The organism is Burkholderia sp. MSh2 (genome assembly GCF_000731655.1).
GTDB classification, from domain to species: Bacteria; Pseudomonadota; Gammaproteobacteria; order Burkholderiales; family Burkholderiaceae; genus Burkholderia; species Burkholderia paludis.
In genome coordinates, this window is the sequence record NZ_JPGM01000011.1 from 1 (window position 1) to 15871 (window position 15871).

The following is a 15871-nucleotide window of genomic DNA, read 5'->3' on the forward strand; positions in this document are numbered from 1 at the left end:
GCATAACCCCCCGCCCTCCCCGGATGCGTGCGTGCATTGCGCCACGTTGGGGCGCGGCACGCACGCATCCGGGGAGGGCGGGGGGTTATGCGCTGGCGCGTGCCGCGTAGCGCTCGCGGGCGGTCTGCATCATGTACAGCGTGATGCGTTTCACTTCGGCCTGGCTTTCCGCGATGTGCGCGCGGATCAGCTGCTGCGCGGCCGCGGCGTCGCCGGCCGCGATCGCCTTCAGGATCGCCGCGTGCTCATCGTAGGTGGCCGCGATGCGCGGCGCCTTCGTGAAGTCGAGACGGCGGATGATGCGGATGCGCTCGGTGACGTCCGCATGCATGCGCGCCATCTCCTGGTTGCCGGTGGCCGCGACCAGCCCGGCGTGGAAGCCCTCGTCGAGCGTGGCGGCGCGGGCCGGATCCTGTTCGCGCTTGCGCGCGGACACGCACCAGATCTCGCGCAGCGGATCGAGCGCGGCCGACTGCGCCGTGTCGACGATGCGCGCGATCGCATGCGTTTCCATCATCACGCGCACCTCGTACAGATTCTCGAAGTACTGGAAGTCGAACGCGCGCACCTGCCAGCCGCTGCGGAAGTTCACGTCGACGTAGCCTTCGCGCTGCAGCCAGAACAGCGCCTGCCGCACCGGCGTGCGGCTGACCTGCATGCGCGTGGCGATGTCGCCTTCGCTGAAGCGGTCGCCGGGCAGCAGGCGGAAATCGAAGATGTCGGCCTTCAGGCGCGCATAGATCTGCGCGGCGAGGTTGCTCGGATGACTGGCCGGCTCGGCCGGCGCGTGCTTGTCCACCATGTCGGATTCCGGAAGCGGGGGGATGACGGGCAACCGTCAGACGATCGATACCAGCGGGTCGCCGGCGTGAACCATCATACCCGGTCTGCAATGGAAGCCCGAGATCCGGCCGTCGCGCGGCGCGACGATCGGGAACTCCATCTTCATCGCCTCGAGGATCATCAGCGTGTCGCCGGTGCTGACCGTGTCGCCGTGCGCCGCGGTCAGCTTCCACACGTTGCCGCTGACGTCGGCGCGGATCGCCGCATTGTCGGGCGCGTCGGGCGCATCGTGCGCGGCGGCCGGCCCGGCGTGCGTGTCGACGGCCTGCGTGGCGCCGGCGTCGCCGGCCCAGTGCGCGACCTCGGTGGCGAACGCCTGCTGCTGTGCCGCGCGGAACGCGTCGAGTTCCGGCTCGATGTGCGCGAGGAACGCGTTGTAGGCGCCGAGATCGAATTCCTCCTCGTCGATCCGCACGGCGTGGCGGCCCTCGCGGAAGTCGCTGCGCAGCGAGTCGAGCTCCGCTTCCGTGACCGGATGGAAGCGGACCTGGTCGAAGAAGCGCAGCAGCCACGGCTTGCCGTCGACGAACAGCCGGTTCTTGAGGAACGTGTTCCAGATCGGCAGCGTGCGGCCGACGAGCTGATAGCCGCCGGGCGAATCCATGCCGTAGATGCACATGTACACGCCGCCGATCCCGACCGTGCCTTCCGCGGTATGGGTACGCGCGGGGTTGTACTTCGAGGTCAGCAGGCGGTCGCGCGGATCGACCGGGACCGCGCACGGCGCGCCCAGGTAGACGTCGCCGAGCCCGAGCACCATGTAGCTCGCGCGGTAGATCGCGTCGCGCACGTCGTCGGCGGAATCGAGCCCGTTGATGCGGCGGATGAATTCCGTGTTGCTCGGCAGCCAGGGCGCGGTGTCGCGCACGGTCTCGCGGTAGCGCGCGACCGCGTCGAGCGTCGCCGAATCCTCGTACGCCATGGGCAGGTGCACGACGCGGCTGCGCACCTTCATCGTCGAGACGCCCGACAGCGACGCGTCCGCCGTGGCGAGCGCCGCGACGAGCGCACGCTGCGCGAGCACGCGGCTGTCGTAGCGCACCTGCAGCGAGCGCACGCCCGGCGACAGCTCGACGATGCCCGCGACGTTCGCGGCCTTCAACGCCTCCATCAGCGCATGCACGCGAAAGCGCAGGTTCAGGTCGAGGACGTTCTCGCCGTATTCGACCAGCACGTACTTGTCGCCGGCCTGGCGGAACACCGTCTTCGGGCGCTCGCCTTCGGCCGCGGCCTCGAACAGGACGGGCGAGCCGCGCCGCCCGGCAAACGCGGGCGGCGTGGCCGCTTGCGCGCCGCAGGTGCGGATCGCCTCGTCCTGCCGCTGCTCGAGCGCGAGCGCCTCGTCGAACGTCAGTTCGCGAAAGCGGATGCGGTCGCCCGGTTTCACCTGGCCGACCTTCCACAGTTCGGCCTTCGCGATCGTGACCGGGCAGACGAACCCGCCGAGGCTCGGGCCGTCGCGCGTCAGGATCACGGGCATGTCGCCGGTGAAGTTGATGCTGCCGATCGCGTACTCGCAATCGTGGATGTTCGACGGATGCAGGCCGGCCTCGCCGCCGTCCGAGCGCGTCCATTCGGGTTTCGGACCGTTCAGGCGGATGCCCAGACGGTTCGAGTTGTAGTGCACTTCCCAGTCGCTCGCGAAGAAGGTTTCGATCGACGCGGGCGTGAAGAAATCGGGCGCGCCGTGCGGGCCGACCAGCACGCCGATTTCCCAGTGCTGCCCGTATTGCGGCACCTGTTGCGCCGGCAGCGGCGCGGGCGCGTCGCACGGTGCGAGGTCGGCCGTCGCGGGCAGCGCCGGATCGGCGATCGGCAGCACGTCGGCGGGGCGCAGCGTGCGGCCGGCATGCCCGCCGAATTTCCCGAGCGCGAACGTCGACCGGCTGCCGAGGTAGACAGGCATGTCGAAGCCGTTGCGCACCGCGAGATAGGTGCGGCAGCCGCTTGTCGCCTTGCCGATCCGCAGCGTCTGCCCGGCGCGCACCGGCACCGGCGCCCAGAACGCGACGGGCGCGCCGTCGAGCGTCGCGTCGGTCGGCGCGCCGGTCAGCGCGACGAGCGCGTCCGCGTGAAACCGCAGCGTCGGCCCGAGCATGGTCGTCTCGATCCCGGCCGCGCCGGGCACGTTGCCGACGATCCGGTTCGCGACGCGGAAGGCCCAGTCGTCCATCGGGCCGGACGGCGGCACGCCGATATCCCAGTAGCCGACCCGGCCCGGATAGTCCTGGATCGTCGTGTAGGTGCCGGCCTCGATCACCTCGACGACGGCGGGGCGATAGGCGAACGTGTCGAGATGGCGCGTGGACACGTCGCCCGCGCGGAAGCCTTCGCTCGCGACGATCCTGCGCAGGTAGTCGAGGTTGGTCGTGATGCCCGACAGGCGCGTCTCGTCGAGCGCACGCGCCATCGCGTCGATCGCCGCGGCCCGGTCGTCGCCGCGCACGATCAGCTTCGCGATCATCGGGTCGTAGTGCGCGGAGACTTCGGAGCCGGTTTCGACCCACGTGTCGACCCGCACGTCGTCGGGGAACCGGACTTCCGTCAGCGTGCCGGGGCTCGGCGCGAAGTTGCGCAGCGGGTTCTCCGCGTAGATCCGGACCTCGATCGATGCGCCGTGCGCCTGCGGCACGCGATCGAGCGCGGGCGGCGCGCCGGCCGCGGTCAGGATCATCCATTCGACGAGGTCGACGCCGGTCACGGCCTCGGTGATCGCGTGCTCGACCTGTAGCCGCGAGTTCACTTCGAGAAAGTAGAACGCCTGCGCGGCGGCGTCGTAGATGAATTCGACCGTGCCGGCCGAACGATAGGATACCGAACGTCCGATGCGCTCCGCGGCCGCGAGCAGGTCGCGCCGCACGGCTTCGGGCAGGCGCGGCGCCGGCGTTTCCTCGACGACCTTCTGGTTGCGCCGCTGCAGCGAGCAGTCGCGCTCGCCGAGCGCGACGACGTTGCCGTTGCCGTCGCCGAAGATCTGCACCTCGACGTGGCGCGCGCGGTCGACGAAGCGCTCGACGAACACGCCGCCGTTCGCGAAGAACGATTGCCCGAGCCGCTGCACGGAGTCGAACGCGGCAGCGAGTTCGGTCGCGTCGTTGCAGCGCGTGAGCCCGATGCCGCCGCCGCCGGCGGTGCTTTTCAGCATCACCGGGTAGCCGATGGCCGCCGCCGCCTGCTGCGCGCTCGCCAGGTCGGCGAGCAGGCCGGAGCCCGGCGTGAGCGGCACGCCGGCCGTCTGCGCGAGCGCGCGCGCCGCGTGCTTCAGGCCGAACTGCTCGATCTGGCGCGGCGTCGGCCCGATGAACGCGATGCCCTCGGCTTCGCAGCGGGCCGCGAAGTCGGCGTTCTCGGACAGGAAGCCGTAGCCGGGAATGATGGCCTGTGCGCCGGTTTCGCGGGCCGCGGCGATGATGAGGTCGGCGCGCAGGTAGCTGTCCGCGGCGGCCTGGCCGCCGAGCGCGATCGCGACGTCGGCTGCCGCGACGTGCAGGCTGTTGCGGTCCGCGTCGGAGTAGACGGCGACGGAACGGATGTTCATGCGCTTCAGCGTGCGCGCGATGCGGCACGCGATTTCGCCGCGATTGGCGATAAGGACGGTATCGAACATGGTGGGCGGGGTCTCGATGTCGGGGGCGTGAAGGCGGGGCGGCGGGTCAGCGGCTGGCGAGATAGTTCGCCCAGCCGCCGAACGCGGTGATGTCCTGCGCGTCGGCGAGCGCATGCGGTTCGCAGATGAAGCCTTTCACCTGGCGGCCGTCGGCGAGGGTCAGCGTGCCGATGCCGAGCGGCGACGGAATGCCGGCGACGAACGAGCCGAACTCGCCCGACGGCACGTCCCACAGCTCGACCTTGATGGGCGCGCCGCCCGGTCCGCGTGCGAGCCCCGGCTTCGGCGGCGTGGTGTTGGCGAGCGCGTAGAGCCGGTAGTCGGCCGAGGTCGTCGTCGCTTCGGCGAAGCGTGCGCGGCGCGAGGTCAGCTCGTGATTGAGCGGCATGCCGCGCAGATGCGCGCCGACGACCGCGACCCGGATCGTGCCCGGCGCCGGATCGCGCGGCAGGCCGGCGTCGTCGCCGGGCGTGGCGGCGGGCAGCGGCGCGCCGGTCGCCCCGCGCGGCAGCTCGGTCGTGCGGTGCCACGCACCCGCGAAGGTCGCCAGTGCGCGCTCGCGCCACGCGTCGCCGATCAGCGTGATGCCGAACGGCAACCCGTCGTCGCGCAGGCTGGCCGGCACGGCGACCGCGCTCCAGTCGAGCAGGTTGACGAAGTTCGTGTATTTGCCGAGGTTGCTGTTCAGGCGGATCGGATCGGCGAGCAACGCGTCGACGCGGTAGTGGGTCGGTGCGGTCGGCACCACGAGCGCGTCGAATGGCGCGAGCAGCGCGTCGGCTTCGCGCTTCAGGTCGGCGAGGCGGTAGAGGCCGCCGAACGCGTCCGCGGCGGAGAATTCGCGCGCACGGAAGATCACGTCGCGCACGACCGGGTGAATGTCCGCCTCGTGCGCGGCCGCGAATTCGCGGATGGCCGCATAGCGCTCCGCGACCCACGGCCCGTCGTACAGCAGCGCGGTCACGCGGTCGAACGGCGAGAAATCGATCGGCACGCAGGTCGCGCCCTGCGCCTCGAGCTGCGCGACCGCTGCCGCGAACGCGCGCTCGGCCGCCGTGTCGCCGAAGAACTCGGGCGCGGCGGGAATCGCGAAGCGCGGCGCGTCGGGCATGCGCCACGCGGCGGCGGCGGGCGGCGCCGCGCGCGACAGCCCGTCGGCCAGGTCGAGCGCCGCGGCCACGTCGTAGACGCGCAACGCGTCTTCGGTCGTGGTCGCGAACACGGATACGCAGTCGAGCGTGCGGCAGGCCGGAACGACGCCGGTATTGCTGAGTGCGCCGCGCGTCGGCTTCAGGCCGACGATGTTGTTGAGGCCGGCCGGCACGCGGCCGGAGCCGGCAGTATCGGTGCCGAGCGCGAACGGTACGATCCCGCGCGCGACGACGGACGCCGACCCGGCGCTCGATCCGCCCGAGATGTAGTCCGGATCGAACGCGTTGACCGTCACGCCATACGGCGAGCGCACGCCGACGAGGCCGGTGGCGAACTGGTCGAGGTTGGTCTTGCCGATCACGATCGCGCCGGCCTGCACGAGCCGCGCGACGACCGTCGCATCGTGGGCGGGCGTATAGGCGAACGCCGGGCATGCGGCGGTCGTCGCGAATCCGGCCGCGTCGATGTTGTCCTTCGCCGCGAACGGTACGCCGTAGAGCGGCAGCGCGCGCCGGTCGCCGCCAGCCGCGGCGAGTCGTTGCGCGAGCGACGCCAGTTGCGCGTCCAGTTGCGCGCGCGTCGCCACGGAGATCCAGGCCGGATCGGGTGCCGCGAGCGTGTCCAGCAGGTCGCGGAGCAGGGTTTCGGGCGTGGCGCCCCGGACATAGGCATCGAGCCAGTCCGCAATCGTCCATCCTCGCATCTCGTATTCCCTCTTGTGTACAAGTTCACGAGGCAACACAAGAACCGTGCCAGAGCATCGGGAATGGGCGCCGTGCCTTGCGGCGCAAGGCGTGCAGGGTGACGGGGCGGCACGCGGCGCCGCGTTCGCCGCACGCATCTGGCGCGGCGCGATGCGCGATTCGGGGGCGTGCGGTCGAGCATGGTGCGTGCGCGGCACCTCGACGGATGGCGTCGGCAGCCGGCCGGTTGCGCTCAGGGGGCGGCGAGCGTGGCCGGGAGGAGGGGGAGGCGCGTCAGGCGGGCGACGTGCCCGCGCTCGTGCGGGCGTGCGTCAGCGATGCGGCCGGATGGCGGCGACATGCCCGGCCGGCGACGACGCGTGGCGGCACATGGTGCGCGGAAATGAAAACGGGCACGCCATGCGTGCCCGTTCGGCGAATCGGTCGGGTGCGACCGGAACGGTCAGTAACGTGGTACCGACGGATCGACGTCGCGCGACCACGCGTCGATTCCGCCTTGCAGGTTGTACAGCTTCGTGAAGCCGCGCGATTCGAGGAACATCGCGACCTGTGCGCTGCGCATCCCGTGATGGCACACGCAGACGATTTCGGCTTCGTCGTCGAGCTCTTCGCTGCGCGCGGGAATCTGCTGCATCGGGATCGACACGCTGCCGGCGATGTGCGCGGTGGCGATTTCCCAGGGCTCGCGCACGTCGAGCACGACCGGCGCGGGGCGCGCCGAATCGCCGAGCCATTGCGCGAGCATCGCGGGCGTCAGGATCTGCATGGAGGCTCCGCCGCTCAGAACTTGAAGCGCGACGGCTCGATCGCGTTGACGAGGTGGTTGACGTAGGTTTCGAACACGTCGGCGACGCGGTACTGCTTGTCGTCGATGCGCGTGATGATCTGCGCCTTCATCACCGGACGGCCGCCGACGAATGCCGACAGGCGGCCGCCGACCTTCAGCTGTTCGAGCAGGTCCTGCGGCACGACGGGCAGGCCGCCCGCGACGCAGATCACGTCGTACGGCGCCTTGCCGGCCCAGCCGCGCGAACCGTCGCCGAGCACGACTTCCGCGTTGGTCACGCCGTCGTTGCGCAGGTTGTCCGCCGCGAACTTCGCGATCGCAGGATCGATCTCGACGGCCGTCACGTGCTGCGCGCGATGCGCGAACAGCGCGGCCAGGTAGCCCGAGCCGGCGCCGATCACGAGCACGTTCTCGTGCTTCTTGACCGCCAGTTCCTGCAGCACGCGCGCTTCGACGCGCGGGAACAGCATCTTGCTGCTGCCGCCGGGCAGCGGCAGTTCGAGGTCGGCGAACGCGAGATCGCGGTATTCGGCCGGAACGTAGTTCTCACGCTTGACGATCGACAGCAGGCCCAGGACGTCCAGATCCAGCACGTCCCACGGCCGGATCTGCTGTTCGATCATGTTGAAACGCGCTTTTTCGATATTCATGGTGTGGTCACGCAGCCTGGTCGGCCATCAGCGGGGATAGATAAACTCCACGATTGTACCAAACAGGGCGGCGGCCGAGCCTTCAGGCGGCCTGCAACAGACCTTTATCCTCTGCTCTTCTTGATCTGCGCCTCGAATGCGAGGTCGAGCTTGCTCGCCTTGCGCGGCTTTTTGGGGCCGAATTCGTCGACGAACCTGACGAACTCGTCGAGCGGCAGCGGCTCGCTGCGCTTCTCGGTGGTGCCGCCCGAGCGGTCGACGAGATAGAAAAGGCCGCCCGCCATCGCGACGGCCGCGAACTGCGGGTTGCCGGAGCGGGTCTTCAGGCGTTCGACCGCGTGGGTCGCTTTGGTGGTGCGCATCGTGCGGGTTCTGGCGTAGCGTAGCCCCACACTGTATCAAACCGGCCGCGCGCGTGCGGCCGGCGCGGGCCCGGCGGGGCCCCTGGCGGCCCTAGACGGTGCGCGAGTAGCGCTGCTGCGAGGTCTGGCCGAGATACGCGTCGAATGCCATCGCGATGTTGCGCACCACCATCCGGCCGGCTGGATGGATCGTCAGGCGGTCACGCGCGATCGTCAGCAGCCCGTCGCGCTCGAACGGACGCAGCGCGTCGAGCTCGCGCGCGAAATGATCGGTGAAGCGGATGCCGTGCGCGACCTCGACATGCGAGAACGGCAGCACGAGGTTGCACATCAGCTGCGTGATCACGTCGCGGCGCAGCCGGTCGTCGGGCGTGAGCCGTACGCCGCGTGCGATCGGCAGCCGGCCCGCGTCGAGCGCGGCCCCGTAGGCGGGGAGATCCTTCGCGTTCTGCGCGTAGACGTCGCCGACCTTGCCGATCGACGAGACGCCGAAGCCGACGAGGTCCGTATCCGCACGCGTGCTGTAGCCCTGGAAATTGCGCTGCAGCGTGCCGTTGCGTTGCGCGCGCACCAGCTCGTCGGACGGCCGCGCGAAGTGATCCATCCCGATGTACACGTAGCCGGCCGACGTCAGCATGTCGATCGCGAGGCCCAGCAGCGCGATGCGCGTTTCGGGCGGAGGCAGCGTCGCGTCGTCGATCTGCCGCTGCATCTTGAACAGGTGCGGCATGTGCGCGTAGCCGAACACCGACAGCCGGTCGGGCGCGAGCTCGATGATCGTTTCCAGCGTGCGCGCGAACACGGCGACGGTCTGGTGCGGGAGCCCGTAGATCAGGTCGACGCTCACCGACTGGAAGCCGGTCGTGCGCGCGGCGGAGAGCAGACTGGCCGTCATCGCGAGCGGCTGGACGCGGTTGATCGCCTGCTGCACGGCCGGGTCGAAATCCTGCACGCCGAGGCTCAGCCGGTTGAAGCCGATGTTGCGCAGGTGCACCAGCGTCGCGGGGGTGACCGTGCGCGGGTCGATCTCGATCGAGAACTCGGCGTCGGCATCCGGCGCGAGCGAGAAGTGCTCGCGGGTGGCGGCCATCAGTTCGGCCGTTTCGTCGTCGGACAGGAAGGTCGGCGTGCCGCCGCCCCAGTGCAGCTGCGTGACCGGGCGCGCGGGATCGAACAGCGCGGCCTGCAGCGCCATCTCGCGCTTGAGCTGGTCGAGATACGGGCGCGCGCGGCGGCGGTTGTTGGTCGCGATCTTGTTGCAGCCGCAGTAGAAACACGCGGTGTTGCAGAACGGGATGTGGAAGTACAGCGACAGTTCGCTCGACGACGCGCCGGGGTCGCCGGCCGCGCGCGCATAGTCCGCCGGGTCGAAGTCGTCGCGGAACTGCAGCGCGGTGGGGTACGACGTATAGCGCGGCCCGTTCGCGCCGTATTTGGCGAGCAGATCGGGACGGAACATCGTGTCGGCAGAACCAGGACGCATGACGGCCTCGCGCTTTTTAGATGCTTTCGAGTATATAAACGCGCGATTCGGCTGCATTGTGTAATAACGTCGCAGCCGGCGATGGCACAATGCGGGGTGGGGCCGCCGGACGCCGCGTCCGGTTGCCGCACCGATTGTCGTTGTCCGTTCGAGAGAGCCGAGTGTCCGTCGAAATGCCTGTCCGCCCGGCGCACGCCGAGGTCGAGCCGCCGCACGCGTGCCGTGCCGGCTGCGGCGCGTGCTGCATCGCGCCGTCGATTTCCAGCCCGATTCCGGGCATGCCCGACGGCAAGCCGGCCGGCGTGCGCTGCGTGCAGCTTGGCGCCGACCTGCGCTGCATGATCTTCGGCCGGCCCGAGCGGCCCGCCTGCTGTTCGGGGCTGCAACCGGCCGCCGACATGTGCGGCGCGTCCCGCGACGACGCGCTCGCGTGGCTCACGCGCCTCGAGGCCGCGACGCGGCCGTCGCCTACTGGAGAGTGTTCAGCATGACCGCCCCTTGCGCCGCTGGCCGGCGCCGTTTTCTCGCCGCATCCGTCGGCGCCGTCGGCGTGGCGCTCTCGCTCGCTGCCTGCGCGTCGACGTTCCCGTTCATCCCCGATCACTACACGTTCTCGCGCGGCGACGTGCAGAAGGCCGTCGCGCGCAAGTTCCCGTACCAGAAGACGGTCGCGCAGGTCGTCGACGTGTCGCTTGCGAACCCGGCCGTCAGCCTGCTGCCCGACCAGAACCGCATCGCCGTGCAGCTCGACGCGCATTTCGCGAGCCCGTTCCTGCGCGCGCCCGTCAGCGGCAAGTTCACCGTGTCGGGCCAGCTGGCTTACGACGCGTCGAGCCGCTCGGTCGTGCTGAAGGCGCCGGCCGTCGACAATCTCGCGCTCGACGGCGACGCACAGATGTACGCGCAGCAGGTCGGCGCGGCCGCCGGCCTGCTCGCGACCCAGTTGCTGACCAACTATCCGATCTACACGTTCAAGCCCGAACAACTGCAATTTGCCGGTGTGAACTACGAACCCGGTACAATTACGATTCTTACAAACGGCATACGCGTGGCGATCGTCGAAAAATGACGACGGACCGCGCGCGGCCGTAGGGGGCCGCGCGCGCAAGGGTGGCCCATTCGTTCGACCATTTCGGAGTTGGGCCACGGATGGACTGGATCCTGATCTGCAAGGCGTTGATCCTCGGCGTTGTCGAGGGGCTGACGGAATTCCTGCCGGTGTCGAGCACCGGCCACCTGATCGTCGCGGGCAGCTTCCTGAATTTCAACGATTCGCACGCGAAGACGTTCGACGTCGTGATCCAGTTCGGCGCGATCCTCGCGGTGTGCTGGGAATACCGGCAGCGGATCGCGTCCATCGTGTCCGGGCTGCCGGGCCGGCCCGACGCGCGGCGCTTCACGCTGAACGTCGTGATCGCGACGATTCCCGCGATCGCGCTCGGCCTCCTGTTCGAGAAGAAGATCAAGGCCGTGCTGTTCTCGCCGGTGCCCGTCGCGTTCGCGCTCGTCGTGGGCGGTGCGATCATCTTGTGGGCCGAGGCGCGGCAGCGCGAGCGCCGCGAGCCGCCGCGGGTGGTGTCGGTCGATGCGCTGACGCCGCTCGATGCGCTCAAGGTCGGCATCGCGCAGTGCTTCGCGCTGATTCCCGGCATGTCGCGCTCGGGATCGACCATCATCGGCGGGATGCTGTTCGGCCTCGACCGGCGCGTGGCCACCGAATTCTCGTTCTTTCTCGCGATCCCGATCATCTTCGGCGCGACGCTCTATGAAACCGTCAAGGACTGGCAGGCGTTCACCGTCGATTCGCTCGGCCTGTTCGCGCTGGGGCTCGTCGCCGCGTTCGTCAGCGCGTTCGTGTGCGTGCGCTGGTTGCTGCGCTACGTCGCGACCCACGATTTCACGGTGTTCGCGTGGTACCGGATCGCGTTCGGGCTGTTCGTGCTGCTGGTCGGGTACAGCGGCTGGCTGAACTGGGCGTGAGGCCCGCGGCGGGGCGAACCTGCCGCCCATGAAAAACGGCCCGACCGGCAGATGCCGGTCGGGCCGTTTTGTCGTCCGGGGGCGGCGCGACGTGCGCGCCTGCCGGCGCGGTCAGCCTGCGCGCTTGCGGAACACCAGGTCCCACACGCCATGGCCGAGCCGCAGCCCGCGCCGTTCGAACTTCGTCACCGGGCGGTAGTCGGGACGCGGCGCGTAGTCGGCGGCCGTGTTCTCGAGCGTCGGCTCCGCGCCGAGCACTTCCAGCATCTGTTCCGCGTAGTTCTGCCAGTCGGTCGCGCAGTGAATGTACGCGCCGGGCTTCAGGCGCGACGCGAGATGCGCGACGAGCGGCGGCTGGATCAGCCGGCGCTTGTGGTGGCGCGCCTTGTGCCACGGATCGGGGAAGAAGATGTGCACGCCGTCGAGACTTTCCGGCGCGAGCATGTGCTCGAGCACTTCGACCGCGTCGTGCTGGATGATGCGGATGTTCGTCAGATCCTGCTCGCCGATCAGCTTCAGCAGCGCGCCGACGCCCGGCTCGTGCACCTCGACGCCGAGGAAGTCGTCGCCGGGCCGGTTCGCGGCGATTTCCGCGGTCGATGCGCCCATCCCGAAGCCGATCTCGAGGATGCGCGGCGCGCTGCGGCCGAATACCGCGTTCCAGTCGGGCATCTCCGGCGCATACGGCACCACGAAACGCGGGCCGAATTCGTCGAGCGCACGGCGCTGCCCGGTCGACACGCGGCCGGCGCGCGTCACGAAGCTGCGGATGCGGCGGTGGTGCAGCGGATTGACTGCGTCGGCGCCTTCGGCGGTTTCGTCGGGAAGGGCGTCGTCGTGCGGCGGCAGGCCGGCTTCGTTCGGGTCGTCGTGCATCATCGGTGACAGAGAAAGGCTCGGTTGCGGGCGAGAGCCCGTTGCGCGCAGCAGTGCGCCGGGTGAACCGGCACATGGTACAAAAAAGCCGCCTTCGACGAGGCGGCTTTTGCGCAGGCTGCGATGCAGCCGGAAAGTGGAGCGGGGGATGGAAGAGTAAACCACCTACCGCAACTTCTATTTAAAATCAGCTACTTATCTGCTCTACTGCGTGAACTTTGAGCAAAAAATGCTTGCTTCGCATAGGCCGCTAGTGTAGCACAACCCAAATGTATTCGTCCATATGTGAAGTCAGCAAAAAATGCCTATTTCGCGTTTCTAGGCCAGGTTCCAAGAAAAGCTTCCGAAGTCTAATGCAAGAGTGTAGATTTTTAGATCACTTTCATTCGAATTTATCGTGTGCGTTATTGATTTGTGATTAATTTGATAAATATGAGCGCGGATCAATCTTCCCTATTCGAATTGGCTCTCTCCATATATCGAGAGAAAGATGTTTCTGATGCGTACGAGAGCATAGTGGTCTTGCTGGATTCTGATCCTGATAATATTCAGATTTTGAATCTTGCGGGGGCGTGTTGCTATAGCCTGGGAAGCTTTGATGAGGCCGAGCGCTATTGGAAAAGAGTTATTGACATTCGATCCGATTGGGTGGATTCATATAATAACTTGGGGACGCTTTATTGGAAGGTAAGGCAGTGGCCGGAGGCCGCGGAAAATCTCTACAGGGTGGCTTTATCGATCGATGGGCGTCGGAAAGATATTCAAGACAATCTAATTGGATTGTTGCTTGATTTGAGGAAGTTTCGAGATGCTATAGAGATGTGTCGCCGCGTGATGGTCGACCGTCCTGATGATGTCGAGCTTGCTCATTATCTCGGCGTTGCGCTGCATCAGCTTGATCAATTGAAAGATGCGGAGGAGGTTTATCGGTCTGTATTGCGAGAAAATCCTCAGCATCATTTGGCACACTCAAATCTGGGTGTCGCGCTTAGAGGTATGGGTCGGCATGGTGAGGCAGAGCAAGCTTATCGTGACGCCATTGCCATCTGTCCCGATGAGTCGTTTCATCACGTCAACCTTAGCACGCTGTTGCTTGAAATGGGAAGGTGGGATGAAGGTTGGGAGGCTAATGAACGGCGACTTCCCAGTATTTCTAACGAATTTATGTCTCGTTCTGTTTCGGCAAATATTAGGCAGTGGCAGGGGGAGGCCTTGCATAAAAAGTCTCTATTGGTTATACGTGAGCAAGGATTTGGCGACGAAATACAAATGGCGAGGTACGTCGCAATTTTAAAGAAGGCCGGGGCGGGACGAATAATTCTGGCCTGTAGTTCTGAACTTCGCACCCTTTTTAAGTCAATTCCCGGTGTCGATGAGGTGATTTCGTCTGTCAAGGAGCTCGGACGCCATCGCTACGATTTCTGGACTCTTATATTTAGTCTTCCATATATTTTGAAGACAAGGCCTGATAGTGTGCCAAATAAAATACCCTATATTTCCCCTTCAAAAAATTTAGTAAAAAAGTGGAGAAAGGAAATTCCGACTGGATCGATGCGGGTTGGCCTGGTCTGGAAGGGGGCGCAGAAGCATGAAGCGGATATGTTTCGATCTTTGTCGAGTTTTTCAATACTCGCGCCACTTTGGAAGGTCAAGGGTGTTAGTTACATTAGTCTTCAAAAAGAACGCGGGCGTAAAGAGATTTCTGAGCTTCATAATGTCCAGCCCGTGTGTGATCTTGGTGGAAAAATAGATAATTTCGATGACACGGCAGCAATTGTGAAACAGCTTGATCTAGTAATCACTGTCGATACATCGATGGCGCATCTGTGCGGTGCACTCGGCGTACCGTGCTGGGTGTTGCTGTCCGCTGCTAGAACCGACTGGAGATGGGCGGGATCACGTGATACGTCAATATGGTATCCGAATACGTTGAAATTATATCGACAAACTCAACGCGGGGATTGGCGATCGGTGGTTGATAATATTGTGTCGGATCTGGAATTGATGGTGAAATCATCCTGAGGTAGTATTGGTCTTCCTAACTATATTGTTAGGTTGTTTTAATGATGGAGATAATATGAAGACCTTTGCTTCTCTGTTCGGTGGGTTGCTTTTGGTTGGTGTGAGTCTTGGTGCAAACGCACAATCAACGGGGTCGACAGTCGTGCTTCAATGTTCTTCATCCTCTGGTGGGACGTGTACGGCTACTGGAGATGCAGTGCCGCAAAGCAATGCGGTGAGAACCTATAGCTTTATTTGGCGTGGCGAAAACATCACGATGACGCCGATCGACGGGAAGTCCGTGAATGTCCAGTGCATACCCGGACAGATCGGAAAGCTGACTGCGACTAGTAGTTCTACCGTCACGATTAGCGGTTCTACTGGTTCTGCGCCAGCAGGTGAGGCATCTGCGACGGTGACGATCGACTGTAGTAACTCCAGTGCGGCGGGAACATTCTAAGTCTGTTGCATATAAAGGAGGGCACATAAAATGTGTCTTCCTGAATGAATTTTTTTGTGTGTGATTGCGAGTTATTTTTTTTTGGTGTGATTGTGTTATGTGAAGAATGTGTCGACTATACGAGGCACCTGTTAATAATAAATCTTGCAAAGAGTTGGCCGCGCAAATCCGGACAATCGAATAAGTACAACGTCCGGGGCCTGGGCCAGCGATAATGCTGGCAAAGGAACCGAGAAAGTGACGAAGAGAACTCGACGCGCGCACTCAGCGGAGTTCAAAGCGAAGGTGGCGCTGGCTGTGGTCAAGGGCGAGCACGCGCTGGCAGAGCCGGCGCAGCAGTTCGATGTTCACCCGAACCAGATTACCGAATGGAAGCCACGTCTGCCGTTGAGGCACTGGAAGAATCGTTCGCCCGCTATGGGCTACCCGACATCGTGAATACCGATCAGGGCAGCCAGTTCACGGCGGGCGCGTTCACCGAGGCCGCACTGGGTCGAGGCGTTCGGCTGTCGATGGACGGCAAAGGGGCTTGGCGTGACAACGTGTTCGTCGAACGGGTGTGGCGCAGTATCAAGTGCGAAGAGATTTCCCTGCAGGCCTACGAGTCGGTCAGCCCATGCCCGTCGCTCCATCGGGCTGTACAACCGGAAACGGCCCCATTCGGCCTGGCGGATCAGGCGCCGGATGAGGCATAGGTCGCGGCGCTGCCTGCGATCAAATCGGCAGCATGATTGCCTCGGACGTTCCACTTAAAAATCTCAGAAACCTGTCCGAGCGAGTGGGGCCACCTCTGAAATAGGCGCCGGATTTCTTGTCTCGGTGCAACCTGGGTGTCTTGATCGGCAGACGGAACGCCCCATGGCCCAAATTCAAGCTCAGGTGTGAGTAGCAGCTGTGGGTAGAAGGTGTGAGTACGGCGACTTTGGAGGAGCCCTGAGAGCCTTGCGTGGCAGGGGTTTGTCCGTA

At 65.5% G+C, this 15871-nt stretch carries 13 protein-coding genes and 1 pseudogene; 6 read left to right on the forward strand and 8 right to left on the reverse strand.

Annotated features, from left to right (window positions below):
- Positions 1–85: 85 nt before the first annotated feature.
- The 7 genes from GQ57_RS08125 to hemN form a co-directional block, all read right to left on the reverse strand.
- Entirely contained in the window at positions 86–802 is a 717-nt protein-coding gene (locus tag GQ57_RS08125) for a GntR family transcriptional regulator (protein WP_031403363.1), read from the reverse strand.
- Positions 803–838: 36 nt separating this feature from the next.
- On the reverse strand, positions 839–4450 hold the full coding sequence (gene uca / locus GQ57_RS08130) for an urea carboxylase (RefSeq protein ID WP_034197604.1): 3612 nt from the start codon (positions 4448–4450) through the stop codon (positions 839–841).
- Positions 4451–4496: 46 nt separating this feature from the next.
- Positions 4497–6305, reverse strand: a complete 1809-nt coding sequence (gene atzF, locus GQ57_RS08135; protein ID WP_034197605.1) for an allophanate hydrolase — start codon at positions 6303–6305, stop codon at positions 4497–4499.
- A gap of 443 nt (positions 6306–6748) precedes the next feature.
- On the reverse strand, positions 6749–7072 hold the full coding sequence (locus tag GQ57_RS08140; RefSeq protein ID WP_031403366.1) for a rhodanese-like domain-containing protein: 324 nt from the start codon (positions 7070–7072) through the stop codon (positions 6749–6751).
- A 14-nt stretch (positions 7073–7086) separates the two neighbouring features.
- Positions 7087–7743 carry a protein-L-isoaspartate O-methyltransferase family protein gene (locus GQ57_RS08145; RefSeq protein WP_031403367.1) on the reverse strand — a complete coding sequence of 219 codons (657 nt, stop codon included), beginning with the start codon at positions 7741–7743 and terminating at the stop codon, positions 7087–7089.
- A gap of 104 nt (positions 7744–7847) precedes the next feature.
- Positions 7848–8105: a hypothetical protein gene (locus GQ57_RS08150; RefSeq protein ID WP_031403368.1), complete on the reverse strand. Its 258-nt coding sequence runs from the start codon at positions 8103–8105 to the stop codon at positions 7848–7850.
- A 91-nt stretch (positions 8106–8196) separates the two neighbouring features.
- A complete protein-coding gene (gene hemN / locus GQ57_RS08155; RefSeq protein ID WP_031403369.1) occupies positions 8197–9588 on the reverse strand; it encodes an oxygen-independent coproporphyrinogen III oxidase in 1392 nt (463 codons plus the stop codon).
- A gap of 173 nt (positions 9589–9761) precedes the next feature.
- On the opposite strand from hemN, the gene GQ57_RS08160 reads away from it, so the two are divergent.
- The 3 genes from GQ57_RS08160 to GQ57_RS08170 all read left to right on the forward strand — a co-directional run bounded on the left by GQ57_RS08160 (position 9762) and on the right by GQ57_RS08170 (position 11568).
- A complete protein-coding gene (locus GQ57_RS08160) occupies positions 9762–10079 on the forward strand; it encodes a YkgJ family cysteine cluster protein (protein ID WP_031403370.1) in 318 nt (105 codons plus the stop codon).
- A complete protein-coding gene (locus tag GQ57_RS08165) occupies positions 10076–10657 on the forward strand; it encodes a DUF1439 domain-containing protein (RefSeq protein ID WP_031403371.1) in 582 nt (193 codons plus the stop codon). The genes GQ57_RS08160 and GQ57_RS08165 overlap by 4 nt, the downstream gene beginning before the upstream one ends.
- A gap of 80 nt (positions 10658–10737) precedes the next feature.
- Positions 10738–11568: an undecaprenyl-diphosphate phosphatase gene (locus GQ57_RS08170; RefSeq protein ID WP_031403372.1), complete on the forward strand. Its 831-nt coding sequence runs from the start codon at positions 10738–10740 to the stop codon at positions 11566–11568.
- Between the two features lie 111 nt (positions 11569–11679).
- Here GQ57_RS08170 and trmB read toward each other — a convergent pair whose 3' ends face one another.
- Positions 11680–12447 (reverse strand): tRNA (guanosine(46)-N7)-methyltransferase TrmB, encoded by a 768-nt coding sequence (trmB, locus tag GQ57_RS08175; RefSeq protein ID WP_031403373.1) that lies wholly within the window; start codon positions 12445–12447, stop codon positions 11680–11682.
- Positions 12448–12876: 429 nt separating this feature from the next.
- On the opposite strand from trmB, the gene GQ57_RS39065 reads away from it, so the two are divergent.
- The 3 genes and pseudogenes from GQ57_RS39065 to GQ57_RS08185 all read left to right on the forward strand — a co-directional run.
- Positions 12877–14466 carry a tetratricopeptide repeat protein gene (locus tag GQ57_RS39065; protein ID WP_081896622.1) on the forward strand — a complete coding sequence of 530 codons (1590 nt, stop codon included), beginning with the start codon at positions 12877–12879 and terminating at the stop codon, positions 14464–14466.
- A 55-nt stretch (positions 14467–14521) separates the two neighbouring features.
- A complete protein-coding gene (locus GQ57_RS43015) occupies positions 14522–14905 on the forward strand; it encodes a hypothetical protein (protein WP_160257512.1) in 384 nt (127 codons plus the stop codon).
- Positions 14906–15273: 368 nt separating this feature from the next.
- Positions 15274–15658: pseudogene (locus GQ57_RS08185) on the forward strand (integrase core domain-containing protein); the annotation flags it as partial.
- Positions 15659–15871: the final 213 nt, after the last annotated feature.

Bases quoted from the DNA above. Each gene is read 5' to 3' on its own strand.
- GQ57_RS08125 (WP_031403363.1), bottom strand. From the start codon at position 802: ATGGTGGACAAGCACGCGCCGGCCGAGCCGGCCAGTCATCCGAGCAAC.
- uca (WP_034197604.1), bottom strand. From the start codon at position 4,450: ATGTTCGATACCGTCCTTATCGCCAATCGCGGCGAAATCGCGTGCCGC.
- atzF (WP_034197605.1), bottom strand. From the start codon at position 6,305: ATGCGAGGATGGACGATTGCGGACTGGCTCGATGCCTATGTCCGGGGC.
- GQ57_RS08140 (WP_031403366.1), bottom strand. From the start codon at position 7,072: ATGCAGATCCTGACGCCCGCGATGCTCGCGCAATGGCTCGGCGATTCG.
- GQ57_RS08145 (WP_031403367.1), bottom strand. From the start codon at position 7,743: ATGAATATCGAAAAAGCGCGTTTCAACATGATCGAACAGCAGATCCGG.
- GQ57_RS08150 (WP_031403368.1), bottom strand. From the start codon at position 8,105: ATGCGCACCACCAAAGCGACCCACGCGGTCGAACGCCTGAAGACCCGC.
- hemN (WP_031403369.1), bottom strand. From the start codon at position 9,588: ATGCGTCCTGGTTCTGCCGACACGATGTTCCGTCCCGATCTGCTCGCC.
- GQ57_RS08160 (WP_031403370.1), top strand. From the start codon at position 9,762: ATGCCTGTCCGCCCGGCGCACGCCGAGGTCGAGCCGCCGCACGCGTGC.
- GQ57_RS08165 (WP_031403371.1), top strand. From the start codon at position 10,076: ATGACCGCCCCTTGCGCCGCTGGCCGGCGCCGTTTTCTCGCCGCATCC.
- GQ57_RS08170 (WP_031403372.1), top strand. From the start codon at position 10,738: ATGGACTGGATCCTGATCTGCAAGGCGTTGATCCTCGGCGTTGTCGAG.
- trmB (WP_031403373.1), bottom strand. From the start codon at position 12,447: ATGATGCACGACGACCCGAACGAAGCCGGCCTGCCGCCGCACGACGAC.
- GQ57_RS39065 (WP_081896622.1), top strand. From the start codon at position 12,877: ATGAGCGCGGATCAATCTTCCCTATTCGAATTGGCTCTCTCCATATAT.
- GQ57_RS43015 (WP_160257512.1), top strand. From the start codon at position 14,522: ATGAAGACCTTTGCTTCTCTGTTCGGTGGGTTGCTTTTGGTTGGTGTG.